The organism is Hypericibacter sp. (assembly GCF_050729195.1).
Lineage (GTDB): Bacteria > Pseudomonadota > Alphaproteobacteria > Dongiales > Dongiaceae > Hypericibacter.
Genome location: NZ_JBOHKS010000239.1, coordinates 1 through 25,541, shown reverse-complemented (window position 1 = coordinate 25,541; position 25,541 = coordinate 1). Strand labels below are relative to the sequence as shown.

The following is a 25,541-nucleotide window of genomic DNA, read 5'->3' as shown; positions in this document are numbered from 1 at the left end:
CCGCCATCGCCTGGCGCCGCGAAAGGCGGTGGCGCTGGCCGATCTGGTCGAGGAGCCATTGGTGCTGCTGGACCTACCGCAAAGCCGCGACCACTTCCTCTCGGTCATGCGCGGCCGCGGGCTCGAGCCGCGGATCGCGCATGAGACGACGTCGTTCGAGATGGTGCGCGGCCTGGTGGCCAACGGCTTCGGCTATGCGCTGATGCATTCGCGCCCGCAGAGCGACCGGGCGCTCGACGGCCAGCGGCTGGTCTACCGGCCGGTCAAGGAGCCGGTGCCGCCGCAGCGGCTGGGGCTGGCCAGCCTGGCCGGGGCACGGCCCACCCGCGCCGTCCAGCGCTTTGCCGAGTTCTGCCGCGAGCATTTTGCCGGTTCAACGTAATCCGAACACCAAGAGACCGTCCGGTCTTCCAAAAGGCGATCGATACAGACCTAACGGCTTGCACAGTTTCTCCCAATGGGTATTGGACGCCATCCAAGCCCTGGGGCTGGAGGGGGCGGCATCCCCCTACTTTGGGCGGCGCCCTCAGCCACCAGAAGGAGCCGTCGCCTCCATTCGCTTTACAACCCTTGAGCCTCTGCCGCACAATTCGAGCGCTGCACTGCTCGCAGCGATTCGCAACATGCCGGCTTGCAGAGGGTGCTGCATGGCAAGGCCCACTTTGCGACCCTGATCGACTGATCCGCCACGCGCCTGTGTTCGGGCCGCCTTGCGCGTGGAAGACCTCTCCCAAGCCGACCAAGCCTGCCCAAACGGGCCGGGAGGGGAATCATGCCCACAGGGGAACATTTGCAGGGCGTCAGTTACGAGAAAGTGGGCGCCGAGTATTTCGAAAAGCGCAAGCTGCGCCGCTATGCCGGGGTCTGGTCGCTCTGGGCGCTGGGCGTGGGGGCTGTTATCTCAGGCGACTTCTTCGGATGGAACTATGGATTGGCGACCGGTGGCTTTGGCGGGCTGCTGGTCGCGACGATCATCGTCACGGTCATGTATGTGACGCTTTGCTACAGCTTGGCGGAAATGTCGCCCGCCTTGCCGCACACCGGCGGCGCCTATTCCTTCGCACGAACTACCATGGGCCCATGGGGCGGTTTTTTGACCGGCCTCGGCGAGAACATGGAATATGTCATCACGCCCGGCGTGATCATCGTCTCGGTCGGCGCTTACCTGCAGACCATCTTCAACACGCCGCCCGAGCTGACCTGGGTTTGGTGGGTGGCCGTTTTCGCGATCTTTGTCGGCCTCAATATCTGGGGCGTCGAACTTTCCTTCAAGTTCACGGTGTTCATCACCTTCGTGGCGATGGCGATTCTGGTGTTCTTCTTCATCGCCGCCTTGACGGTGATGGACTATCACACCAATGCACTGAACATCCCGCCGACGGAAGGCAACACCGCCTTCATGCCGTTCGGCTGGACCGGCGTGTTCGCCTCTCTGCCCTTTGCCATCTGGTTCCTGCTCGCGATCGAGCAACTGCCGCTGGCGGCGGAGGAGAGCGCCGATCCCAAGCGTGATATGCCGAAGGGCCTGCTTTGGGGCATCTTGACGCTGGTGATCCTGGGATTCCTGACGCTCTACTTCAATTCAGTGGTTCCACCCGGCGCCCAGGCGCTCGGCGGCTCGGCCCAACCGTTGCTCGACGGCCTGATCGGCATCTTCGGCGAGGGCATCGGCACGAAGTTCCTGGCCCTGTTGGCGGTGGCGGGCCTGATCGCGAGCTTCCATACGATTATCTTCGCTTATGGCCGCAACATCTTCTCGTTGAGCCGGGCCGGCTATTTCCCGCGCTGGCTCTCGATCACGCACGGCCAGCGTCATACGCCGCATGTGGCGCTGATCGTCGGTGGTGCCGTCAGCCTGGGGCTGGCCCTGCTCATGAACTTCGCGTTTGGCATGGCCTCTTTCGTCGGCGCGGCGCTTCTGAATCTGGCGGTGTTCGGGGCAGTGATCTCCTACTCGATGCAGGGACTCTCCTACATCATGCTGCGAATCAAGTTCCCGAACATCGAGCGTCCCTACCGCAGTCCGCTCGGCAGTCTCGGCGCGGCGGTCTGCACCATTATTGCCCTCGTCTGCCTGATCTCTATGTTCCTGAACGAGGCCTATCGCCCGGGCCTCTATGGCGCGGTCGTATGGTATGCGCTGGGCGTGATCTATTTCGCCTTTATCGGCCGGCACAAACTGGTCTTGTCGCCTGAAGAGGAGTTCGCTCTCAAGGCGACACACAAGGCGGCTGAATGACCCGCTGGCCTTACGACAACTGAGCCAAATGCCGTCGGACGCCGCGGAACCCCCAAAGACAGGGTTCCGCGGCGGGCTCGTTTGTCGGTCGTTAGCAATGGTAAAGACCGTTCCGTCACGATCACTGACCGAATGGACGGGATTGCCGACAGCTCCCGATCAATCGCGCAAACTCCATCCGGTGTGAGCTTTACAAGTTCACGACGCCGTCTCATCATCCAGGCGCCCTTTCGGGAGGATCGGAGCGGCGTTCTCAAGAAAAGCTGGAACGAGTCAAAACCAACCGGCCTCAACCGGCCGCTCGGCGTGCCCATGAGCCGCGCCCAATGAAGAGCTCATATTCAGGGGAAGCATTCGATCATGTCACAGAGCCATAACGACCCCGGCTATCATGGGGTCGAGGAAGACGTAAAGCAGCTACATGGCATGGGTTATGCCCAAGAGTTGTCGCGCCGCATGGGCGGATTCCAGAATTTTGCCATCTCCTTTTCCATCATCTGCGTCCTGGCCGGCGGTATCACCGCCTTTCCGGCCGCCTTCAGCGCAGCCGGCGGCGCGTCGGTCGGTTATGGCTGGCCGCTCGCCTGTCTGTTCGCACTGATCGTCTCGATTTCGCTGGGCCAGGTCGCCTCGGCCTATCCGACCGCCGGCGGCATCTATCACTGGGCCTCGATGCTGGGCGGCAAGGGCTGGGGCTGGGCCGCGGCTTGGTTCAACCTCGCCGGCCTGCTCTTCGTCGTATCCTCGGTCAATTTCGGCGTCTTCCTGCTGTTCCGCGACCTCTTCCTCGCGGGCGTGCTCGGCATGGACGTGACCAGTTGGACTTCGTCCGCCATGCTCGATACCGGCTGGTGGATCCAGACTATCTTCATCTCGGTCATCACGGCCCTCCAAGCGATTATCAATCATCGCGGCATCCGGCTGACGACGATCCTGACCGACTTCTCGGGCTACCTGATCTTCGTCGGCTCGGTCGTGCTCACGATCGCCCTGCTGGTCTATGCGCCGAGCCTCGATTTCTCGCGGCTCTTCACCTTCACGAACTACACCGGCGATGCCGGCGGCGGCGTCTGGCCGACCGCGCAGGCAGGCATCTTCCTCGCCTTCATGCTGGGATTGCTGCAAGGCGTCTATACCATCACCGGCTTCGATGCCTCCGGCCACACCTCGGAAGAAACCCGCAACGCGGCGGTCGAGGTCCCGAAGGGCATGTATCGGTCGGTCTGGTGGTCCTTCCTCTTCGGCTACGTCATGGTCTGCGCCTTCGTGCTCGCCATGCCGTCGATGGATGAAGCCGCCAAGACCGGCTGGGGCTCCTCCAACTATGTGATGGCATCGTCTCCGATGCCGACGGTCCTGCGCGATATCCTCTACATCGTCATCGTGATCTCGAACTTCCTCTGCGCGCTGTCGGGCTTGACTTCCTGCTCGCGCATGATGTTCGCCTTTGCCCGTGATGGTGGGCTGCCGTTCTCGACTGCCTTGCGCAAGGTCAGCCCGGCCTTCCGCACGCCGGTCAACGCCATCTGGGCCGCGGCGGTCTTGTCGATCGTCGCCACGCTCTACGGCGATGCCTTCTTCGTGCTGGCGACGGGTTGCGCCGTCTTCCTATATATCTCCTACGTCATGGCGGTGGCTGCAGGTCTTCTCGCCGAAGGCAAGACCTGGACGAAAAAAGGGCCGTTCAATCTGGGCGGCCTTTCCAAGCCGATTGCGCTCTTCGCCGTGATCGGCTGTCTCATCCTGATCGCTGTCGGCGTGCAGCCGCCGAACGAGAAGGTGGGGTATCTGATCGTGGGTATGATCGGGGTCATGGTGGTCATCTGGTATGCGGGCCTGCGCAATCGTTTCGCCGGCCCGCCGATCGGGGATGCCATCGCCAGGAAGCAGGCCGAGATCGCGGCCCGCGAGAAGGCCGTTGGCGAAGCCGCACAGTAAGAGGTAACGCCCATCGATTCAGTGGGTTATCGGAACGGAAAGGGCGCCTCTCGGGGCGCCCTTTCTCGTTTTGACAAGCTCCCGCCGAGAGGCGCAAATAGGCGCCGGTTGCCCGTCACAAGGGCCAAGAAATCCAGGGGGAATCACGTCATGAAGCCTGAATCCGTCCGCAGTCTCGCGGATGCCAAGAAGATCGTGGAAGAGCGCGGCATCACCCATATCAAGGTCGGCGTCTTCGACATCGACGGCGTGCTGCGGGGCAAATATGTCTCGAAGGCAAAGTTCCTTTCCGCGCTCGACAGCGGCTTCGGCTTCTGCGATGTGGTGCTGGGCTGGGATTCCAACGACCAGCTCTATGACAACACCAAATTCACCGGCTGGCACACCGCCTATCCCGATGCGCTGGTACGCCTCATCCCCGAAAGCTGCCGCGAGATCCCGTTCGAGGAGAACACCCTCTTCTTCCTCGGCCAGTTCGTCGAGCGCGCCGAGGCGGTCTGCCCGCGCGGGCTGCTGCGCCGCGTGCTGGCGAAGGCCGAGAAGATGGGCTTCAAGGCCTATGGCTCCTGCGAGTACGAGTTCTTCCTGTTCGACGAGACGCCCGAGAGCGTGCGCGAGAAGGGCTACCGCAACCTTCAGCCGATGACGCCGGGCTATTTCGGCTATTCGGGCCTGCGCTCGTCGGTCTGGTCGGAGCTCTATCACGAGATCCTCTCGACCGCCGAGACGATGCGCTTCCCGATCGAAGGGCTCCACACCGAGACGGGGCCGGGCGTGCTCGAAGCCGCGATCGCGTTCGACGAGCTGCTTGAATCCGCCGACCGCGCCGCGCTGTTCAAGACCTTCATGAAGGTGCTGGCGCAGCGTCGCGGGCTGATGGCGACCTTCATGGCGAAATGGTCGAACAACTGGCCGGGCCAGAGCGGCCATATCCATCTGTCGCTCAAGGGCAAGGATGGCGCCACGGTGTTCCATGACGCCAAGCAGCCGCATAATATGAGCAAGACCATGCGCCATTTCCTGGCCGGCCAGCAGCAGCTGATGCCCGAGGTGCTGGGCATGGTGGCCTCGACGGTCAATTCCTATTCGCGGCTGATTCCGGGCTTCTGGGCGCCAACCAACGCCACCTGGGGCGTCGAGAACCGCACCTGCGCGCTGCGCGTCATCCCAGGCTCGCCCAAATCCCAGCGCATCGAGTATCGTATCGCTGCCGCCGACGCCAACCCCTATATCGCGCTCGCGGCGGCGCTGGCCTCGGGCCTCTATGGCATCGAGCATAAGCTCGAGCCGACCGACCCCATCGTCGGCAATGCCTATGAGCTGAAGCCCTCGGCCAAGCTGGCCTTGCCGAACACCTTGTGGGACGCGGCGCAGCGGCTGAAGAAGTCCAAGGCGGCGAACGAGCTGTTCGGCGAGGAATTCGTCGAGCATTTCGCCGCGACGCGCGAATGGGAAGAGCGCGAGTTCCGCAAGCACATCACCGATTGGGAACTGGCGCGTTATTTCGAGATCATCTGAGGTTTCTACAAGAGGACCGACCAACCGCCATGGGCGCCATCCAGAAGACCATCACCCCGATCGACGACAGCCTCTATGTCGAGCGGCCCTATGCCAGCGCCGCCGAGATCGAAAAGACCCTGAAGGCGGCGAAAGCCGCGCAACGGGCCTGGAAGGGCGTCGCGGTTGCCGACCGCCAGAAGCTGCTGACGGCGGCGGTCAACGCCTTCGTCTCGCATCGCGACCAGATCGCCGCGGAGATCACGCGCCAGATCGGCCGGCCGATCGGCCAGTCGCCGGGCGAGGTGCGGGGGTTCGAGGAGCGCGCGCGCTACATGATCGATATCGCGCCGCGCGCGCTGGCCGACATCGATGTCGGGCCCAAGCCGACCTTCACCCGCTTCATCCGCCGCGAGCCCCTGGGCGTGGTGTTCGTGGTGGCGCCCTGGAACTTCCCCTATCTGACCTCGGTCAACGCGGTGATGCCGGCCTTGATGGCGGGCAACGCCGTCATCCTCAAGCACTCGGCCCAGACGCCGCTCTGCGCCGAGCGCTTCGGCGAGGCCTTCAAGGCGGCGGGCCTGCCGGCGGGGTTGTTCCAACATCTCGTGCTGACCCATGACGACACCTCGCGCATCATCGGCAACAACGCCATCGACTATGTCGCCTTCACCGGCTCGGTCGCGGGCGGCCACGCGGTCACGCGGGCCGCGGTCGACCGCTTCATCGGCCTGGGCCTCGAGCTCGGCGGCAACGACCCGGCCTATGTGCGCCATGACGCCAACCTCACCCATGCGATCGAGAACCTGGTCGACGGCGCCTTCTTCAATTCGGGCCAATCCTGCTGCGGCATCCAGCGCATCTTCGTACATAGGGATGTCTACAAGCCGTTCCTCGAAGGCTTCGTCGACCTGACCAACAGCTACAAGCTCGGCAATCCCCTCGACAAGGCCACCAATTTGGGGCCCGTCGTGCGCAGCAGGGCCGCCGACGAGATCCGCGGCCAGATCGAGAAGGCCGTCCATGCCGGCGCCAAGGCGCTGATCGATCCCAAGCAGTTCCCGGCCGACAAGTCCGGCACAGCCTATCTGGCACCGCAGGTTCTCGCCGATCTCGACACGCACAATCCCTTCATGCAGGAAGAATGTTTCGGCCCGGCGGTGGGCATCGTGGCCGTCGCCTCGGACGACGACGCCATCGCCAAGATGAACGACAACGCGTTCGGCCTCACCGCGGCGATCTGGACCGAGAACGAGGCGGCTGCGATCCGGATCGGCGACCGCGTCGAGACCGGCACCTGGTTCATGAACCGTTGCGACTATCTCGACCCGGCGCTCGCCTGGGTCGGCGTGAAGGATTCGGGCCGCGGCTGCACCCTGAGCCAGGTCGGCTATGAATATCTGACCCGGCCGAAGTCGTTCCATCTGCGCACCAAGACCTGAGCCAAAGCGGCGGAATCATGGCGGCAGTGTGACACCACCGCCAGTTGGGCCGAATGAAGGCGGCGCCGGAGCAATCCGGCGCCGCCTTCTTGTTGGTAGCAGCGGGGACCGCTCCACATGAGGCTACCTGGCAGGGTATTTATAAATTATATTCTAATTCCGATTGTAGATCGTTTACAGGAACGCTTATGAGATGCATCCTCCCATGGAGCGAGAAGCGGAGTTTCAGTTTGCGAAGAATTCCAGTCATAGCAACCCGAACGCTTGCCGGATGCTATCTTCTCGTCAGCGTATGTATCTCCAATAGCCAGGCTGACGACAACTTGGCGCAGACTTGGCGTCTCGAACCAGGACGTTTGGCCGATTGCAGCGCGCTTACAGCCGCTTCAAACGATCCCAAGGGACAAGGGACTGACAGCCCTCTTTGCCGCGCATTGAATCAACTGAGCTGCGATCCAGCCAAGGATCGATGCTGGCATGAATTCGGTGCTGCGCTCGATGGGCAATCCTTCGATATCCTGAGCGTTCGATTTAGCAGCTACAACACGCAGCGAGGTGATTCGCCTATCGACTGGATTGAATTCGAACTGACACCCTGCCGTGAGAGCGACACCAATCAGGCCTGCAAAAATTCAACGATAGATTCCAGTGGGGAACGTGTTCATGGCTATATCGCTTACTGGTACGCGCCCTCACCCATTGCTCGCAGCCCAGTAACCGGCCCTTTGGAGACACAGGGAAAGGCTGAGCAGCTCCCATCAGTCCAACTGCCGGTCAACATTGTCCGGTCGCTGGATGGCATGGAAACAATGGATCGCTGCATGAAGATCTGGGGTGGGTCACGAGAAGGCATAGGACTCTGTAGTCTCGAGGCGATGATAGACTGCAAGACATTCGTCAGAGGTGATCGTTGCCAGGAAGTGGGATGGCTACTAAATAGTCCGGCTTCGATCAAAGAAGCGAGGCATCTACCGGACGTCATCAATCCTTTGGACCAACAGGATCTCGATCTGCTGTTTGGAGAACTCTATTTCGAGGAGACGATGCCCGAGGATCTGCGAGGCGGAATCCATCGGTTGGATTACCGGATTCTGGGTTACTCGCCCCACTATCGAGGTTATCCCAATCTTATGCGGATCGACATCGAATCCCGTATCTGCTTCGGCGATCAGAAGGCAGAGGACTGCGATCCGATCAAGTTTACGTCGGACAATTCCCCAACCGCCTACTATATTTGGTGGCCCTTCGGTGGAACCGACAAAGCTCCAAGAATCCCGATGTGGCTTCATGCGCCTGAATCGCCGCTGAGCGGCATTCAGTAACCTGTCGACTATCTCTTCGTCGCAACGGCCCAGCGCTGAAGCCATGGTGTCGGATCGATGATTTTGTAGTCGTACTGGATGGGATTGTTGCTGAGGGAGCTGTCGCCGGAGGCTCGAATATAGCTGCCATCCGGATTTCTCCGCGGCACCGCCTGCTTCAATTCGAAATGCACGTGATCCGGAACGTGATAGATGCCGCGACTTTCATAATATGGCCGGAGGGATCTTGAGTAGCCAATGAGCTGTCCTTTGTCGACATAAGTACCCGGTTTGAGATCCGGCAGTCGCTCGACATAGAACATCTTTACCTCGCCGCGGGTGAGATCGTCCTGCGCCTGCCGACCTCCCTCCCCGATACCGAGAGTTTTGAGCGTGATTGCCACGCCGGGCGGTCCCCCTGGCCCTTTCGGCAACGCGTCGCGGATGTATCCGGCCGATGGCGCATAAATCGGCGAATCTGCCGCCACCAGTACGTCCACACCCTGATGAGAATATTGCTTTGTGGTGCCGTCGTTGGGTTTACCGGTGGCTCTTGGTGCGCCCAACGCACCACTGCCGAACGGATCCGTTCCCCGTAACGAGCCATAGTCGACAAAAGGACGAAGGCCCCAATCAACAACCGGCTTGTCGGAAAAGGTAGCCGGCTGTGGTGCCGGTCTCGGGGGTAACCGAAGTGGTAATCTTGCAACTGGATCTTCCCCTGCTTCGCCGGTGACGAGCCCTTGAGAACCGGTTCCCTGCAGACTATGAGACGCATCAACCTGCTGGGCGATCTGTGCATGCAGCACGTCCAGCAAACCGCGGGGCGGCGCAGCCGCAGAAACAATGACGGGCGGGCGGGTCGGTCTCGGTGGCCGCATGAAACAGATCTCCCCTCGTGGCGAAATAGGCACGATCCATTTTTACGTATTTTACGTATAATGTAAAGAACAAAAATGGAACATCGGGTCGGCTTTCACTTCCCCGTTTCGCAAAACCGGCCGGCGACTAGAATGCCCGGCGCTTCGACTTCCCTTTAAGCCATCCCGACGCCGCTCCTTATCCCGCAGGGGCCGCTCGAGGAAAGCCAGACCCGAGGATCCTTCGACCATGTCCAACGACGCTGCCGCGCTGCGCGGCAACTGGAACTACCCGACCACGATAAAGTTCGGCGTCGGCCGCATCGCCGAGCTGCCCGACATGTGCAAGGCGCTGGGCCTGAAGCGCCCGTTGATCGTGACCGACCCGGGCCTGGCCGGGCTGCCGATGATCAAGGAGGCGGTCGCCCGCAACGAGGCGGCCGGGCTCCATACCGCCGTCTTCTCGGACATCAAGGGCAATCCCAACGGCAAGAATGTCGAGGATGGGCTCAAGGCCTATCGCGCCGGCAAGCATGACGGCGTGATCGCCTTCGGCGGCGGCAGCGCGCTCGATGCCGGCAAGGCGGTGGCGCTGATGTCGGGCCAAAAGCATCCGCTCTGGGCCTTCGAGGATGTGGGCGACAATTGGAAGCTGGTCGATCCCGCCGGCATCGCGCCGATCATCGCCGTGCCGACGACCTCGGGCACCGGCTCCGAGGTCGGCCGCGTCTCCGTCATCACCAATGAGGAGACGCATGAGAAGAAGCTGATCTTCCACCCGAAGGTCCAGCCCTCGATCGTAATCGAGGATCCTGCCTTGACGGTCGGCCTGCCGCCCAAGATCACGGCCGCGACCGGCATGGATGCGCTGGCCCACTGCCTCGAAGCCTATTGCGTGCCGAGCTATCACCCGATGGCCGACGGCATCGCGGTCGAAGGCATGCGGCTGATCAAGAACTGGCTGCCCGAGGCGGTGAAGAACGGCAAGAACCTCGAGGCCCGTGCCAACATGATGGCGGCCGCCACCATGGGCGCCACCGCCTTCCAGAAGGGCCTCGGCGCCATCCATTCGCTGAGCCATCCGCTGGGCGCCGTCTACGACACCCATCACGGCCTCACCAATGCCGTGGTGATGCCCTATGTCATGCAGTTCAACCGCGAGGCCATCGACGAGAAGATGACGCGGCTGGCCTCGTGGCTGGGGCTGAAGAATCCCTCTTACAACGCCGTGCTCGACTGGGTGCTGGCGCTGCGCCAGGAGATCGGCATCCCGCATACGCTGAAGGATCTGGGCGTCGACAAGAGCAAGCTCGATTCGCTCTCGCAGGCCGCCTTCAACGATCCCTCGACCGGCGGCAATCCGGTGCCGGCGGGCGTGGCGGAAATGAAGCAGATGTTCATCGCCTCGATCGACGGGACGCTTTAAGTCTGATCGATCAGGCGCCTTTCACCGCGCGGGCATCGCCAGCAATGGCGGGCCCGCGCGCTTCCTTTTTGGCCCGCACCGCGCGCTCGGCCATCGGCACGGCGGCCAGCACGATCGCGACGCCGAGGATCTGGAGTCCTTCGAGCCTCTCCTGCAGCACGATCCAGCCGCCGATCGCGGCGACCACGACGCTGAGGCTGCCGGCGATGCCGGCGAGATTGAGCGGCAGGCGGCCCAGCGCATAGACCACCAGGCCCTGGGCGGTGAAGGTCATGAGCCCCAGCAATGCCATCACGCCCCACTGCTCGAAGCTCGTCGGCAGGACATCGCGTCCGCTGACGAAGCCGGCGGGCAGCAGCACGGCCGAGGCGGCGATCGTGGTCCAGAGCAGGACCGAGCGCGTACCGACGCGCGAGCGAACCGTGCCCTGGGCGATCATCGTGACGCTGTAGAGCAGCCCCGCCAGGATCGCGAAACCGTCGCCCAGCAGTTTGGGGCCGGTCTCGAGCGCGAAGCCCGAGGCGCTTCCGGCGATGACCAGGGCCGAGCCACCGAGGCCCAGCGCGATCGCCGCCCAGCCCATGCGGGCGAGATGCTGGCTCAGGAACAGCGTCCCTGCGAGCGCCACCCAGAGCGGATAGCAATAGGCGAAGAGCTGAGCATTGGCGGCGCTGGTGAGCTGGATCGCCCAGAACCAGACGGCGATGTCGGCGCCATAGGCGGCACCGCCGATGATGAGCAGCCAGCGGTCGCGCGCGGTCATGCCGGTTTTCACCGCCTTGTCGCCGCGCATCCCCCAGACCCACAACATCGGCAGCATCAGGGCGACCCGCCAGAATCCGGCCGCGGCGGGGTCGATCTCGATCCAGCGTACGACCAGCGGCGTGAGCCCGGAGACGACGGCACCGGCGAGCAGCGCGAGGAAGGCGGGGTTCATGGTGGTCTCGCTAACCAGCTAAATCCGTTTTGCTGGTTAAAGTAGAACAGGATTGAAGTAACCTGTCAATCGCCTTACACTGGTTATATGACGGTCGTCGCCCGAAAGCCCGGAACTCCCATCGCCAAACTGGCCCACCGGGCCGGCCATCGCTGCCTCGATTTCGTGAACAGCCTGGTCGCGACCAACGAGCCGGCCCCGCGCGACTCCCTGCTCAGCCCGTCAGACTACCGCATCTGGGCCGGCATGGCCGGCATCGCCGTCGATCCCCAGGCGAGCGAGCCGGTGGAGCTAGCGGCGCTGAACCGCGCTCGTGAACTCCGGGAATCGATCCTTCAGATCCTCACGGCGATGCTCGACGGAAAGCCGACACCTGTCGGCGCGATCGAGCATCTGACCGAAGAAGCCGCCCGCTCTTTCCGTTCGCGCCGCCTCGCTCCCGCCGACGGCCATCTCGCCTGGCAGCGCACTTATCACGATCTCGATTCCGTGACCGACCTGCTCGCGGCCGAGGCGGCCGAGCTCTTCTCGCGCGCCGGGCCACTGCCGCTCAAGCGCTGCATCGACGCCGATTGCGGCTGGTTCTTCCTCGACACCAGCCGCAACAAATCGCGCCACTGGTGCTCGATGACCGATTGCGGCAATCGCGCCAAGGCGCGCCGACATCGCGCGCGCCAGCAACTGGAAGAGTGCGCGAACTAAGGCGATCCAATCGCCTGCAACCGCGCCTTCAGCCGAGCTACCGCGAAATCGAGGAAGGCCCGGACCTTCAGCGGCAACAGCCCCTGCCCCGCATAGACGAGACTGAGAGGCCAGGGCGGCGGCTCGAATTCCTGAAGCGCGATCGAGAGCTTGCCGGCCCGCACAGCGTCGGCGACTTGATAGGAAAGCACGCGCGTGATGCCGACGCCGGCGATAGCCGCATCGATGGCGGCCTCGGCCGTGTTGACGACAAGGCGCGAATGGATTGGAACCGATTGGTCCGCCTTGCCTGCGGCGAATGTCCAGGCGGCCGGCGACATCAGCCCCTCGAAGGTGACGCCGTCATGCTGGCTGAGCTCTCCGGGATTCTTCGGCGTGCCCCGCGCGGCGAGATAGGCCGGGCTCGCGCAAACGACCTGACGGATCGCACCGACCCGGGTCGCGACCAGGCTGCTGTCCGGCAGGTCGCCGATCCGCACGGCGAGATCGACAGGATCCTCCATGAGATTCACGACGCGATCGGACAGCAGCATCCGGACGTCGATCTCCGGATAGGCCTTGAGGAACTCGGCGGCCACCGGGAGCACATGCAGCCGCCCCAAGACGATTGGCGCGGTGACAATGAGATTGCCCTTCGGAACGGTGAACTCGCCCGATGCCGCGCGCTCGATCTCCTCCAACTCCTCGAGGATGCTCTTGCAGCCCGCGACATAGGATCGCCCGGCATCCGTCAGGCTGAGGCGCCGGTTCGACCGGTTGAGCAGCCGTGTCTTGAGATGGGTCTCCAGCTCCGAAACCTTGCGGCTGACGGTGGCGAGGGGCACGCCCAGGCGGCGCGCGGCGGCAGACAGGCTGCCGGCCTCGACCGCCGCGACCAGGATCGACATGGATTCAAAGCGGTCCAATCATGCTTCCATAATCTGGTAGGATAGCTACCAGCTATACCTTCTGAATTTCAAATCTGGAAGGCACTAGCTTTCGGTCATCGGCCAACCCGGCCCTAAACCCGAAAGGAACCGCCTCCATGTCACGCATCCCCACGCCCGCCACCATCGAAGCCGCTCCCACCGCCTCGCAGCCTTCGCTCGAAGCGGTCAAGAAGCAGCTCGGCGTCGTGCCGAACATGTTTCGCCTGATCGCCAACAGTCCCGCCGCGCTCGAGAGCTACCTTGGCCTGTCCGGCGCGTTGAATAGGGGCGCCCTGCCGGCAGCCACCCGCGAGCGGATCGCGCTCGCCGTCGCCGAGATCAATGGCTGCAGCTATTGCCTCTCGGCCCACACCTACCTCGGCAAGAATCTCGCCAGGCTCGACGATGCCGAGATCGCTGCCAACCGCGATGGCGGGTCGAAGGACCCCAAGGCCGACGCCGCGCTCAAGTTCGCAGCCAAGGTTGTGCGCAATCGCGGCCATGTGAGCGAGGATGATGTCCGCACCGTCAAGGCCGCCGGCTATGACGACGCGCAGGTCATCGAGATCGTGCTCCATGTCGCGCTCAACACCTGGACCAACTACATCAATGAGGTCGCCAAGACCGACATCGACTTCCCGGTCGTCACGCCCCGCAAAGCCGGCTGACGCGCCGCGGCATGGATAAGAGATTCTTCCTGCGAGCGCCGCGCCACCGGGACGGCCAATGCTTAAACGGCATCGATTCGATGCGCGGCGTCATGGTGTGTCTTCAACTTTCCGCGAGCAGCGCGGCCAACACTCAACGCAACGCCCGATAACAGAAAAATCGCGCGAACGTGACTCGTCGTACCCGGCCCTGTTGCGCATTGTCAGTCACCGCTTCCGCAACCAAGGAGAACGAACATGAAAGCAAGAATCCTGACTGCCACGACCATTGCCGGCGCCGTCACCCTGGCTTTGCTCAGCGCCGCCAAGGCCGGCCCGGCACCCGTTCCGGACTACAAGAACGAGAAATGCTACGGCATCGCGCAGGCCGGTAAGAACGACTGCCAGACCGCGACGCATTCCTGTGCTGGCACCTCGACCAAGGCCAGCGATCCCGCCTCCTGGATCTACGTGCCCGCCGGCACCTGCGGCAAGATCGTCGGCAGCACGATGCAGCCGATGTGATCCCTGCTTTTGTTGCGTTAGCAGATCGGCATCTGTTGAAACCCATGCGGCCCGTCGCCGGAGCACTCTGCCGGCGGGCCGCATGTCTCACCGCAATGCGCCGTCCCGTCGTTCAAATTCGATAGCATGGAGTCCAGCTTGTCGAAACTCAGGCAGGCCGGCGTCGTCGTCGCGGCGCGGTCCCTCATTGAATGGCTCGATCGAGTCCCGATCGCGCTGCCGGCTCTCTTGTTGCGCCTCGGCGTGGCGCTCGCCTTCTGGCGTTCGGGCCTCACCAAGCTCCCCTTCGGAAACCCGACCATCATCGCGCTGTTCCGTGACGAGTACCGGGTCCCTCTGCTCCCGCCCGAGATCGCCGCTTACCTTGCAACCTCTCTCGAGCTGACCTGTCCAATCCTGCTGATCCTCGGCCTTCTCACACGCCCCGCTGCCGCGGCTCTGTTGGCGCAGACCTTGGTGATCCAGCTCTTCGTTTATCCGGAGAACTATCCCGATCACCTGCTTTGGGCCGGGCCGCTGATCTATCTTCTTCTGCGTGGCCCGGGCCGGTGGTCGTTCGACGCAAAGATTCGCGATTCAATCCTCGGCCGCGCCTGACAGCAGCGAGGCGTTGCCGCCAGCGGCCGTGCTCCGGCCGGTGGAGAGCTGGTCTACAGCGCGTCACTGCAGCAAGCGTTCGCCTGCTGGCTAGGCGGACAGGGAACGGATCCGTAGGAGCAGAAGACGCAGCAGTCACCAGACTTCGGCTTCAGCAGTGCGCCGCAGCCGCGACAGTCGTAGAAGAATTGGCAGGCATCGATCGGCATTTGCTCAGTTGCCTGATGCCCGCAACTCGGACAGGTAATGACCGAGTGGTCGATCACGGTATCACCCGGGAGGGATAGCCGGCTTGCGTCGTCGCCGACGTCAAGGCGTCGGTCGTCGTCTTTTGGTCGTCATAGGTGACTGTCGCGGTTTTCAGCTCGAACGACACGATCACGTTCTCAACACCGGAAATCTTGGCGAGGCTCTGCTTAACGATGTAGGGACAGGCATCGCAGGTCATGTTCTCGACAGCAAGCGTCACAGTCCGCTCGGCAGCGGATGCCATTGCACTGACGAGACCCATTGCACCGACACTCATCAAGGCAATGATGCTCTTCATTGGCTTCTCCATCCTATTCGATCAGGCCCCCAACAGCGCTCTTGCGACATAGGGGAACACCATGGCCGACGCCACCAAGGCAGTGGCGGCCCAGAGAGCCAGTTTCACGCCCCATTTCGATCGTCGGCGTGCGCAGGCCTCGCCTTCGCCACAGGCACCACGCGGCCGCCGGTAGACCAGATAGTACCCGGTCGCGAGGAAGGCCAGCGTGGCCCCGATGAAGACGGGCTGGTAGGGCGCGAGAGCGGTCAGGTTTCCGATCCATGCGCCGCTGATGCCAAGCGCGAAAAGCACGAGCGGCAGGATGCAGCAAGACATAGCCGCAAGCGCGCCGAGCACACCGCCGGCGGCGATCAGTTCCGTCTTGTGGCCATCGGTTCGCCCTGTCGTACCGAGTTCGGCATGGCCTCGCAGGTCCATCGCGCCCTACCTTCCGTTCAGCGGTTTCAATGATAACATCGGACCTGTAGTGACTACAGGTTCAAGGAGTTCGACCATGCCGGCGATCACGGTTTCGCGAGGTCCGACCCTGACCATCGGTGGGCTTTCGAAGTGCACCGGAGTCAATATCGAGACCATCCGCTTCTACGAACGCGTCGGCATCTTGCCGAAACCGCCGCGCAGTGCCGGCGGCCATCGCATTTACAGCCAGAATCAGTTGATGCGCGTGGGTTTCGTCCGCCGCAGCAGGGAGCTTGGATTTTCGCTCGACGAGGTGCGTGCATTGCTGCGTCTCGTCGATGGCGGCCGATATACATGTGCCGAGGTCAAGGCGATTGCGCTCGACCACCTCGCGGACGTTCGCCGCAAGATCGCCGACCTCCAGCGCCTCGAGCAGACCCTGGCGGACGTAGCCGGCAAATGTCGGGGCGGCAAGGTGCCGGACTGTCCCGTCATCGAAGCGCTCCTCGATTTCCGGCACTAATCGCGCTGTCGTACGCTCGCCGTCGCCCCGGCACCGTCGGCCCGTGCTGGCTCTCGGCTCTCAAACCCCGTCCCTAGCCCTCTTCCGCCAGCGACAGCAGCGAGGCGTTGCCACCGGCCGCGGTCGTGTCGATGGTCAAGGTCCGCTCGACCGCGAAGCGATGGAGATAATGCGGACCGCCGGCCTTGGGACCGGTGCCCGACAAGCCCTCGCCGCCGAAGGGCTGCACGCCGACCACGGCGCCGATCATGTTGCGGTTCACATAGGTGTTGCCGGCCCTGACCCGCTCCCAGACGCGGCGCTGGGTGGAATCGATGCGGCTATGGACGCCGAGCGTCAGGCCGTAGCCGGTGGCGTTGATCGCGTCGATCACCGGGTCGAGCTGGTCGGCGCGCCAATGGACGATATGGAGCACCGGCCCGAATACCTCGCGCGTCAGGCGCGACAGGGAATCGAGCACATAGGCGCGCGGCGCGAAGTAATGGCCCGGCGGTAGATCCTTGGCGAGCTTCATCTCATAGAGCAGCCGGCTCTCGCGGCCCATGCGCTGAGCATGGGCTTCGAGCATCTGTTTCGCGCCCTCGTCGATGACGGGCCCGATATCGGTCTCGAGCAGCGCCGGATCGCCGACCTTGAGCTCCTCCATGGCGCCCGCCAGCATCTTCTCGAGCTTGGGCGCGATGTCCTGCTGCACGAAGAGGACGCGCAAGGCCGAGCAGCGCTGGCCGGCACTCTGCAGGCCCGAGATCAGCACGTCGCGCACCACCTGTTCCGGCAGGGCCGAGGAATCCACGATCAGCGCGTTCTGCCCGCCGGTCTCGGCGATCAGCGGCACGATCGGTCCGTCCTTGGCGGCGAGCGCGCGATTGATCCCGCGCGCCACCTCGGTCGAGCCGGTGAAGGCGACGCCGGCGATGCGCGGATCGGCCACCAGCGGCGCGCCGACCTTCTCGCCATCGCCCGGCAGAAGATGCAGCACGTCGGCCGGAATGCCCGCCTGATGCAGGATACGAACGGCCGCGGCCGCGATCAGCGGCGTCTGCTCGGCCGGCTTGGCGATGACGCAATTGCCGCTGACCAGCGCCGCCGTCACCTGGCCGGAGAAGATCGCGAGCGGGAAGTTCCAGGGCGAGATGCAGGCGAAGACGCCGCGGCCCGCGAAGCGCAGCTCGTTGCGCTCGCCGGTCGGGCCCGGCAGGCGCATCGGTTGCGCGAAGTCCGCCCGCGCGCGGGCGGCGTAATAGCGGCAGAAATCGACCGCCTCGCGCACCTCGGCCAGCGCGTCGGGCACGGTCTTGCCGGCTTCGGCGATGGCGAGCCCCATCAGCCGCGGCAGATCCGCCTCCATCAGATCGGCGGCGCGGTCAAGACATTGCGCGCGGGTCTCTGCCGGGGTACGCGACCAGTCCTCATGCGCACGCGAGGCGCGCGCCAGGGCCTCATCGAGCTCGGGCGCGCCCGCCTCCACCACCTGGCCCACGGTGCGGCGCAGGTCGGCGGGATTGAGGATCGGGTGCGCATTGCCGCTGCGGGCGCGGCCGCCGACGATGGGGCCCGCCTGATGCGTTTCCTTCACTGCCTGGTCCATGGTGCGATCGAGCGGCAGCAGCTCGGCCAGATCGGTCAGATCGATGCCCTTGGAATTCTTGCGTTCGGCGCCGAAGAGATCGCGAGGCAGCGGGATATGCGGGTGGGGCTTGTGCAGCAGGCGGCGCACACGGCTCGCCGGATCGGCGATCAGATCGTCGAGCGGCGCCTTCTCGTCGACGATGCGGTTGACGAAGGAGGTATTGGCGCCGTTCTCCAGCAGGCGGCGCACCAGATAGGCCAGCAGATCCTCGTGACTGCCCACCGGCGCATAGATGCGCACGGCGCGGCCGAGCGTCTCGGGCGGCGTTACCTCTTCGTAGAGCGCGTCGCCCATGCCGTGGAGGCGCTGGAACTCGAAATCGGTCGCGTTGCCGGCCATCTCCAGCACGGCTGCCAGCGTATGCGCGTTATGAGTCGCGAACTGCGGATAGAAGCAGGCGGGATCGGCCAGGAGCTTGCGCGCGCAGGCGATGTAGGAGAGATCGGTCGAGAGCTTGCGGGTGAAGACCGGATAGCCCGGAAGCCCGCGCTCCTGGCTCTGCTTGACCTCGCTGTCCCAATAGGCGCCCTTGACGAGGCGTACCATCAAGCGGCGCTGGTGGCGGCGCGCCACGTCGGCCAGCCAGTCGATCAGATCGAAGCAGCGTTTCTGATAGGCCTGGATCGCGAGGCCAAAACCGTTCCAGCCCCGCAATGTCGGATCGGCCGCGACGGCCTCGATCACATCGAGCGAGAGATCGAGCCGCTCGGCCTCCTCGGCATCGACGGTGAAGCCGATGCCCACATCCTTTGCCATTCGCGCGAGCTTTGCCAGGCGCGGCACCAGCTCGGTCATGACCCGCGCCGTCTTGGCGAACTCGTAGCGCGGATGGAGCGCCGACAGCTTGACCGAGATGCCCGGCGAATCGATCGGCCCGCGTCCCTTGGCGGCGGCACCGATCGCCCGGATCGCCTGCTGATAGGCCAGGTCGTAGCGATCGGCATCGGCCATGGTGCGCGCGGCTTCGCCCAGCATGTCGTAGGAATAGCGGAAGCCCTTCTTCTCCAGGATGCGCGCGCGCTCGAGTGCCTCCTCGATATCGCGGCCCATCACGAACTGGCGGCCGAGGATACGCATCGCCTGCATGACGGCCTGGCGGATGACCGGCTCGCCGCTGCGCGACACCAGCCGCTTCAGCACGCCCGCCAGATCGGAGCCGCCGCGTTCGAGGCGCATGACGCGGCCGGTCAGCATCAGCGCCCAGGTCGAGGCATTGACGAACATCGAGTCCGAGGATCCCAGATGCCTTTCCCAGTCGGCGTCGGCGAGCTTGTCCTTGATCAGCCGGTCGGCCGTCTCCGCATCGGGAATGCGCAGCAGCGCCTCGGCCAGGCACATCAGCACCACGCCTTCGCGGCTCGACAATTCATATTCATGGAGGAAGGCATCGAGCCCGCCCTGGCCGACACGACGGCCCCGCACCTCCTGCACCAGGTTGCGCGCGCGGGTCGCGATACGGTCGAGCATGTCGGTCGGCAGCGAGGCCGCGATCAGCAGGCGCTCGACGCAGTCGGCTTCGTCGGCGCGATAAATCTCGCGCAGACGTTGACGCAACGGGCCGGCGGCTTCAGGCGGATCGCGGAAGATCATGAGGGTTCGGGGCCGGCCGGAGCCGCTTTCGGAAACGAGGCAGGTTCGCGGGAGACGCGCCTCACTCCGGACCCGCCGACGGGAGGAAGCGGCCGGCCACCCTGGCAGCAGCCGGCCCTAGACCTATCGCCTCGAAACGGCGCTGGCAAGGCGGAGGCTCTCCGCCATGATCGGCATCACCGGATCAGACGCCGGGATCGATCGCGGACAATCGCGACGAACCGGGCCTGAAGCTGCCCGACCGCAAGGCCAGCCCGAACAGCAGCACCGAGATGCCGGTCGAGAGCAGGCTGATGCCGAGGAAAAGACCCAGCAGCCAGGGCGCATTGCCGGGCCAGCCGATCCAGATCAGAAGCCCGAGCAGGACGGTCACGATGCCGTCGAACAGGACCCAGCCCCAGGGGCTCGCCGGCTTCAGGCGAAAGGCCAGCGCGATCGCGGTGGCGCCCTCGACGATCCAGAGCACCGCCAGGACGAGGGTTAGGGTCAGCACGCCGCTGACGGGGCTGGCGAGGAGCAGCAATCCCGCCACCAGATAGACGATCGCCCAAAGCAGCTTGAACCAGAAGCCGCTCTCCTGCCGGCCGCGGAGCGCATGAACCAGCAGCACCGCGCCGCCGATCAGCAGGAGCCAGCCGACCCAGATCGCCGCGGCGAGCGAGCTCGCCAGCGGAAAGCAGACGGCGATGACGCCCAGGATCAACAGCAGGATGCCGAGGCCGATCGAGAGATTCGCGGCTTTCCTGATAGCGTCGGCAGGCTTGATGTCGTTTGCTGACATGAGTCACCCCGTTCCCGATGCCCCGTTGCGGGTCGAGGCCTGCGACCGCGCCGGGGCTGGCGTCGGCGAGGCTCATAACCATAAGCAATCCCGGGGTTTCCCCGGCGGCTTCACCGCCCGGGGTCCGGCCGCTATAGTCCGGCCACCCCGGGGTCTGGCGGCCTCCAACCCGTCCGATCATAAGCCATATCGGGGCGATGCCGGGGGCCATCAAGCCGCTGGCGGTCGATGCAGACAAGTCTTATCGAGTTCATTCAAGGGCCGGGAGCTGGGCGATCATGGCGGGTGCAGGACAAGTCTACGACGTTGCCATTGTGGGGGCAGGCTCGGCCGGACTGGCCGCTGCCAAGACCGCCCGTAGCCTGGGGCTCGACGTGGTGGTGCTCGAAGCCTCGCACCGGATCGGCGGGCGCGGCTATACCGAGGAGCTGGCGCCGGGCGTGCCGTTCGATCTCGGCTGCCATTGGATGCATTCGGCCAGCCTGAACCCCTATGTCGCGATCGCCGACAAATACGGGTTCTATTACCGCAAGGGCAGCTATCCGCGCAGCCTCTTCATCGACGGCCGCAAGGCGACGGCCGCCGAAGGCGGCGAGCTCGAGGCCTTCATCGATCGCAACCATGACGCCGTGATCGCGGCGGCCCAGCAGGGCCGCGACATCTCGGTGGCCGAAGCGACCGAGCGCGAGAATCGCTGGACCCAGGTGTTCGACTACTGGACCACGATCGGCAACGCGGTCGATTCCGATCAGGTCTCGGTCATGGACACGCTTCATTACAACGACACCGACGAGAACTGGCCGCTGCGGGAAGGTTTCGGCGCCCTGATCGCACGCTTCGGCGCCGATGTGCCGGTGACGCTCAATTGCGCCGTCCAGCGGATCGAATGGGGCGGCTCGGAAGCGGTGCTGCACAGCAAGAGGGGACCGATCAAGGCCAGGCGCGTCATCGTCACCGTCTCGACCGGCATCCTGGGCGCCGGCGATATCCGCTTCGACCCGGCGCTACCGAACTGGAAGCAGGCCGCGATCGAAGCGCTGCCGCTGGGCACGCATAATCGCATCGGGCTGATGCTGGATCGCGATCCCTTCGGTCCCGATTTCCCCAAGGGCTCGCTCTTGCTGGAAGAAAGCGCCGAGCCGATGGGATTCGGCATCCGCCCCTTCGGCCAGGATTGGGTCGTGGGCTATACCGGCGGGCGCTTCGCGCTCTGGCTCGAGCGCGCCGGCCAGGCCGCCGCGGTCGAGCTCGCCAAGGAGAAACTGGCGAAGGCGTTCGGCAGCGACATCAAGAAATACGTGACCCGCAGCATCGTCACCGCCTGGGCCGGCGACCCCTGGGTCAAGGGCTCCTATTCCGCGGCCTTGCCGGGCCAGGGCCACCAACGCGCCGAGATCTCACGGCCGATCGAGGACCGCCTGTTCTTCGCCGGCGAAGCCACCTCGACCGAGTTCCACGCGACCGCCCATGGCGCCTACATCACCGGCATCGACATCGCGCGCGCGGTCGCGAAGAGTCTGGGACGGAAGCTGGAAGCGGTGGCGGTGCAGTAAGCTTGCATTCGCCCGATGGCGCAGTGGTTTGCTGCGTTCTTGTGGCGGTTCAGAAAGAATAACAAATAGGCCGATCGGATTGCGCGAGGCCACCATGGAGAACCCAACGGGTGAATCAGTTGATGGTCTGCTCAGGCTGGATTTCGACCGTCGATTGACGTTCCAGTTTCGAGGCTCTGGCGACACGTCTGATGCTGGCTTGCCGGACTCTCGTGAGCTTGGCGGCACCCTCGGCCTTGGCGCGATGGCAGGCGGCGTGCTCGCTGACGCACACAGAGGTAGTGCGGAACGCAATCACATCGGCCCAGGAAAGCCGTTCATCCGCTGGATGTCGGGCGAAATGGTTTGCGCGCGCGGGCGAGCCGTCCGGATGATACCGCCGATGCTCCGCATCCTGGCGATGCTCGTGGTTCTTTTGGTCGCCAGCAGCGTTGCCCACGCCGACGGCTCTTGGTCGGGCACCTGGGCGACGGCCTGGCGCGATGGCGGCGCCATCCTGTCACTTGAGCAGCAGGGCGACCGCGTCACTGGCACTTACCCGCTCTACGGCGGCCGAGTTGAGGCCGTCGCCAAGGGGCAGCGCCTGGACGGCAGATGGTTTGAGGGGGACAAAAGCGGCACTTTCCTCTTCGTCATGGGCCGCGATGGCAACAGCTTCAGCGGCCGATTTGACACCGGCGAATGGTGGACTGGCGCACGCTCGGCCGGACGGAACGGCACGGCCGAATTCGACCTCAGCAGCCCGCGCGAAGCATTTCAGCGCTTCATCGGCTACGGCAACCTGGCCCGGGCCGGCCGACCAGATGAATGGGGCACGGCGATGCTGGCCGTCGAATTCGGCACCGCTGAGTCGGCGATGCCAAGCGCCGAGCAGCTCCAGCGGGTGAAGGAGTTGTTCAGCCTGATCGACCTCACGACCTTCCATGTTTGGGCGCTGCCGACCGAGGCCTCTGGCAATATGGTGCCGGTAAAGCTGGAGCAATCGGGGTCGAGCGCGTCAGTCACTCTCACCATGGTAAGGGACGACAAGGGAAGCTGGCGCATTCACATGCCGGGTGATGAGGAGCTCAGCGCCGCCCGCCGCACCTTGCTGGCCGCACGCGGCGGACAGGAGCCCGCCGCGGACGCATTCAAGCGCCTGCAGAACCCCCGCGACACAATGCGCAGCTTCCTTGAAGGTATGGCCGACTGGAACGGCGCCGGGCGGGCGCTGGCGCTCTCCACGCTCGATCTGTCGGCTATCCCCGAGGCGTTTCGCGATGGGCACGGCGCGTTGGTCGCCCAGTACCTCCGCCGGGTGCTCGACAAGATCGGGCTGGTCGGCCTGCAGGCGATCCCCGACGACGGTGCGAATCGTACCCCGTATCTCCATTTCAGCCATCCGGCGGGCCGCATCATCATCGCTCCCAGCGGGCCCGACGCGAATGCGCCGTGGAAGTTCACGACCGAAACCGTGGCGGACGCCGACGAGCTCTACCGGGCCATCGACGACCTGCCGCCGCCGCTGATTACACCCCCAGGGCTGATCCCGGACGCACCCTTCTTCACCCTGCGTGAGATGGTTCGTGCCCATTTACCCGGTCTGCTCGGCCGGGTCGGCGGAATCGAATATTGGCAAGTGATTGCCGCGGTCATCGTATTTCTCAGCGCCGCGCTGACCGGCTTGCTCGGCGCATGGCTGGTCCGGCGCGTGACCGCCTGGCTGGCTGGCGACCAAATCAGCCAGTCGCGCGTCTTTGTCTGGGCGGCCGGAATCGCCATCGGGCTGCTGGTCGCCGTGCCTTTCCCCCCGGTCGTCGGCGCGCCGGAGGAAGTGCGGCGCTACACCTACCCGGTCCTCGGCATGATTCTGATCTTGGCCGGTTCCGTCCTCCTGTGGCATCTGCTGGAAGTCGCCGCTGTTGTCCTGCAGCGCATTGCGAAACGCACCATCACTGCCACCGATGACATCTTGTTCACCCTGCTGGTGGCTGCCGCCCGCCTCGGCGTCGTCATCGCTGGCCTGCTGGGTGTTGCCCATTTCTTGTCGATTCCGGCCAGTGGCATCCTGGCTGGATTTGGTATCGGCGGGCTTGCCTTTGCATTCGCCTCGCGCGAGACCCTGTCGAACGTGTTCGGCGCGGGAATCCTGGTGAGTGACCGACCGTTTCGTAGCGGCGACTGGATCACCAGCGGTGATATCGATGGATCAGTTGAGCATGTAGGCATCCGCTCCACCCGCGTGCGCACCGCGCAGGACAGCATCATGGTGGTACCCAACGGCAAGCTCGCCGATTCAGTCATCAACAACCTCGGGACGCGACGCTACCGTCTGCTCAAGACGCAACTGCTCGTCACATCCGGCGCCACGCCCGAAAAATTGGATGCATTTACAGAAGCGGTGCGACAGCGGGTTACCGGTGACGAGGCATTCGTGGCCAACCGCACCGATATCGGCGTTTCCAGTATCACCATGTCGGGGGTCCAGGTCGAGTTGATGACCTATCTGGACGTGCCAACCCAGAATGCGGAACGCGCCGCGAAGCACGCGTTGTTCGTGGACGTGGTTCAGCTCGCCGAAAAATGGGGCCTGACGCTCGGGGCCGGGATGCTCACGGCCGATCAAGCCAAGGCGGTGACGGGCACATCGGTCACCGCCGGGTAATGAAAAAAGCCGCCCGCCAACACTCTATTTTCGGCGCTTGACACGTCGCCGCGAGCCGCTGACTGACTTGGCGCACCCGCGTGCATGCAATAGGACGAAGATGGAGTAGGAACAGGGGTATCCTTCTCCCATCTTCGGGGGAGAGGACTGGACAGCACCGACATCGCGTCGGCCCCCTTCCTAACCTTCCCCCGCGAGGCGAGGTAAGGGACAAAGGAACTTAACGCGCTTCTCCCGCCAGAAAAATCTCCACCCGCTCCTTCCCCTTCCCGATATTGCGCCGCTTCAACGTCATGGTCCCCACCTCGCCCGTGCGTTTCAAATGCGTGCCGCCGCAAGGGACGCGAGCGAAGCCGGGGACTTCCCAGTAGCGGCGCTGTGCCGCCTCGTCGTTGAAGGCGCTGACGATCGGCCGATTGCTCTCGACGATCCGACGCAAGCCCTCGCCCAGCAGCGGCAAGGACGGGGTGATCGGTTCGGCCCATTCGAAGTCGATACGCGCCTTGTCGGCGGCGATATGGGCACCGATCTTCTCGATCCCGGCGAGATGCTTGTAAGCGAGTTCGAGGACAACCTCGGCCGCGAAATGCAGCCGCATCAACCGGTAGCGGCGCTCCCAGTCGATCGCGACCGTGACCGTGACCGCCTCGCCGGCGACGAGCCCATGGTCTTCCTGCAATCGATAGAGAATATCGACTCCGCTCTTGCGCGCCTCGAGCACAGGCTTCCCGCCGATGGTGCTGGCGTCGCTTTCTTGCCCGCCCGAGAGCGCATAGAAGATCGTCGCTTCGAGCGCGACCTCGGCGCCGGCGACGGAAGCGACGCGCGTCTCCAACTGCGTCAGGTAGGGAT

At 64.2% G+C, this 25,541-nt stretch carries 23 protein-coding genes; 14 read left to right on the top strand and 9 right to left on the bottom strand.

Annotation, left to right across the window (positions count from 1 at the left end; genetic code table 11):
- The 6 genes from ACREE8_RS19000 to ACREE8_RS18975 all read left to right on the top strand — a co-directional run.
- On the top strand, nt 1-382 hold a 382-nt coding region (locus ACREE8_RS19000), incomplete at its 5' end, for a LysR substrate-binding domain-containing protein (RefSeq protein WP_431574576.1).
- Nucleotides 383-772: 390 nt separating this feature from the next.
- Nucleotides 773-2,239, top strand: coding sequence for an ethanolamine permease (gene eat, locus ACREE8_RS18995; RefSeq protein ID WP_431574575.1), 1,467 nt, complete (start codon nt 773-775; stop codon nt 2,237-2,239).
- Between the two features lie 360 nt (nt 2,240-2,599).
- Entirely contained in the window at nt 2,600-4,177 is a 1,578-nt protein-coding gene (locus ACREE8_RS18990; protein WP_431574574.1) for an amino acid permease, read from the top strand.
- Nucleotides 4,178-4,327: 150 nt separating this feature from the next.
- Complete coding sequence (locus ACREE8_RS18985; protein ID WP_431574573.1) at nt 4,328-5,695, top strand: glutamine synthetase family protein; 1,368 nt, start codon at nt 4,328-4,330, stop codon at nt 5,693-5,695.
- A gap of 29 nt (nt 5,696-5,724) precedes the next feature.
- Nucleotides 5,725-7,116: an aldehyde dehydrogenase family protein gene (locus ACREE8_RS18980; RefSeq protein ID WP_431574572.1), complete on the top strand. Its 1,392-nt coding sequence runs from the start codon at nt 5,725-5,727 to the stop codon at nt 7,114-7,116.
- Between the two features lie 323 nt (nt 7,117-7,439).
- Complete coding sequence (locus ACREE8_RS18975) at nt 7,440-8,438, top strand: hypothetical protein (protein WP_431574571.1); 999 nt, start codon at nt 7,440-7,442, stop codon at nt 8,436-8,438.
- Between the two features lie 8 nt (nt 8,439-8,446).
- On the opposite strand, the gene ACREE8_RS18970 is transcribed toward ACREE8_RS18975, so the two are convergent.
- Complete coding sequence (locus ACREE8_RS18970) at nt 8,447-9,298, bottom strand: hypothetical protein (protein WP_431574570.1); 852 nt, start codon at nt 9,296-9,298, stop codon at nt 8,447-8,449.
- A 229-nt stretch (nt 9,299-9,527) separates the two neighbouring features.
- Between ACREE8_RS18970 and ACREE8_RS18965 the strand changes: the two genes are divergently transcribed.
- A complete protein-coding gene (locus ACREE8_RS18965) occupies nt 9,528-10,703 on the top strand; it encodes an iron-containing alcohol dehydrogenase (RefSeq protein ID WP_431574569.1) in 1,176 nt (391 codons plus the stop codon).
- A gap of 10 nt (nt 10,704-10,713) precedes the next feature.
- Here the strand turns inward: ACREE8_RS18965 and ACREE8_RS18960 are convergent, their stop codons facing one another.
- A complete protein-coding gene (locus tag ACREE8_RS18960) occupies nt 10,714-11,640 on the bottom strand; it encodes a DMT family transporter (RefSeq protein WP_431574568.1) in 927 nt (308 codons plus the stop codon).
- An 87-nt stretch (nt 11,641-11,727) separates the two neighbouring features.
- Between ACREE8_RS18960 and ACREE8_RS18955 the strand changes: the two genes are divergently transcribed.
- Complete coding sequence (locus ACREE8_RS18955) at nt 11,728-12,342, top strand: CGNR zinc finger domain-containing protein (RefSeq protein ID WP_431574567.1); 615 nt, start codon at nt 11,728-11,730, stop codon at nt 12,340-12,342.
- Here the strand turns inward: ACREE8_RS18955 and ACREE8_RS18950 are convergent.
- A complete protein-coding gene (locus ACREE8_RS18950; protein WP_431574566.1) occupies nt 12,339-13,247 on the bottom strand; it encodes a LysR family transcriptional regulator in 909 nt (302 codons plus the stop codon). The two genes, ACREE8_RS18955 and ACREE8_RS18950, sit on opposite strands and share 4 nt — an antisense overlap.
- A gap of 119 nt (nt 13,248-13,366) precedes the next feature.
- Here ACREE8_RS18950 and ACREE8_RS18945 point away from each other — a divergent pair, with 119 nt between their 5' ends.
- The 3 genes from ACREE8_RS18945 (at nt 13,367) to ACREE8_RS18935 (ending at nt 15,019) form a co-directional block, all read left to right on the top strand.
- Nucleotides 13,367-13,918: a carboxymuconolactone decarboxylase family protein gene (locus ACREE8_RS18945; RefSeq protein ID WP_431574565.1), complete on the top strand. Its 552-nt coding sequence runs from the start codon at nt 13,367-13,369 to the stop codon at nt 13,916-13,918.
- A 237-nt stretch (nt 13,919-14,155) separates the two neighbouring features.
- Nucleotides 14,156-14,422, top strand: a complete 267-nt coding sequence (locus ACREE8_RS18940) for a BufA1 family periplasmic bufferin-type metallophore (protein WP_431574564.1) — start codon at nt 14,156-14,158, stop codon at nt 14,420-14,422.
- A gap of 138 nt (nt 14,423-14,560) precedes the next feature.
- Nucleotides 14,561-15,019, top strand: coding sequence for a DoxX family protein (locus tag ACREE8_RS18935; protein ID WP_431574563.1), 459 nt, complete (start codon nt 14,561-14,563; stop codon nt 15,017-15,019).
- Nucleotides 15,020-15,072: 53 nt separating this feature from the next.
- On the opposite strand, the gene ACREE8_RS18930 is transcribed toward ACREE8_RS18935, so the two are convergent.
- The 3 genes from ACREE8_RS18930 to ACREE8_RS18920 are packed head-to-tail and all read right to left on the bottom strand — an operon-like array spanning nt 15,073 to nt 15,986.
- Nucleotides 15,073-15,285, bottom strand: coding sequence for a GDCCVxC domain-containing (seleno)protein (locus tag ACREE8_RS18930; protein ID WP_431574562.1), 213 nt, complete (start codon nt 15,283-15,285; stop codon nt 15,073-15,075).
- A complete protein-coding gene (merP, locus tag ACREE8_RS18925; RefSeq protein ID WP_431574561.1) occupies nt 15,282-15,566 on the bottom strand; it encodes a mercury resistance system periplasmic binding protein MerP in 285 nt (94 codons plus the stop codon). The genes ACREE8_RS18930 and merP overlap by 4 nt, the downstream gene beginning before the upstream one ends.
- 21 nt (nt 15,567-15,587) lie before the next feature.
- Nucleotides 15,588-15,986, bottom strand: coding sequence for a mercuric transporter MerT family protein (locus ACREE8_RS18920; protein ID WP_431574560.1), 399 nt, complete (start codon nt 15,984-15,986; stop codon nt 15,588-15,590).
- A gap of 76 nt (nt 15,987-16,062) precedes the next feature.
- On the opposite strand from ACREE8_RS18920, the gene ACREE8_RS18915 reads away from it, so the two are divergent.
- The gene (locus ACREE8_RS18915) at nt 16,063-16,491 is read left to right on the top strand and encodes a MerR family transcriptional regulator (protein WP_431574559.1); all 429 of its coding nucleotides are present in this window, start codon (nt 16,063-16,065) and stop codon (nt 16,489-16,491) included.
- Nucleotides 16,492-16,564: 73 nt separating this feature from the next.
- On the opposite strand, the gene putA is transcribed toward ACREE8_RS18915, so the two are convergent.
- Together putA and ACREE8_RS18905 are read right to left on the bottom strand one after the other, a co-directional pair.
- Complete coding sequence (putA, locus tag ACREE8_RS18910) at nt 16,565-19,711, bottom strand: bifunctional proline dehydrogenase/L-glutamate gamma-semialdehyde dehydrogenase PutA (protein WP_431574558.1); 3,147 nt, start codon at nt 19,709-19,711, stop codon at nt 16,565-16,567.
- Between the two features lie 184 nt (nt 19,712-19,895).
- Nucleotides 19,896-20,492: an HdeD family acid-resistance protein gene (locus ACREE8_RS18905; protein ID WP_431574557.1), complete on the bottom strand. Its 597-nt coding sequence runs from the start codon at nt 20,490-20,492 to the stop codon at nt 19,896-19,898.
- A 278-nt stretch (nt 20,493-20,770) separates the two neighbouring features.
- On the opposite strand from ACREE8_RS18905, the gene ACREE8_RS18900 reads away from it, so the two are divergent.
- Complete coding sequence (locus ACREE8_RS18900; protein WP_431574556.1) at nt 20,771-22,045, top strand: flavin monoamine oxidase family protein; 1,275 nt, start codon at nt 20,771-20,773, stop codon at nt 22,043-22,045.
- Between the two features lie 94 nt (nt 22,046-22,139).
- The gene (locus tag ACREE8_RS18895; RefSeq protein ID WP_431574555.1) at nt 22,140-24,689 is read left to right on the top strand and encodes a mechanosensitive ion channel domain-containing protein; all 2,550 of its coding nucleotides are present in this window, start codon (nt 22,140-22,142) and stop codon (nt 24,687-24,689) included.
- Nucleotides 24,690-24,909: 220 nt separating this feature from the next.
- Here ACREE8_RS18895 and ACREE8_RS18890 read toward each other — a convergent pair.
- The coding region (locus ACREE8_RS18890; RefSeq protein WP_431574554.1) for an alanyl-tRNA editing protein at nt 24,910-25,541 on the bottom strand (632 nt) is incomplete at its 5' end.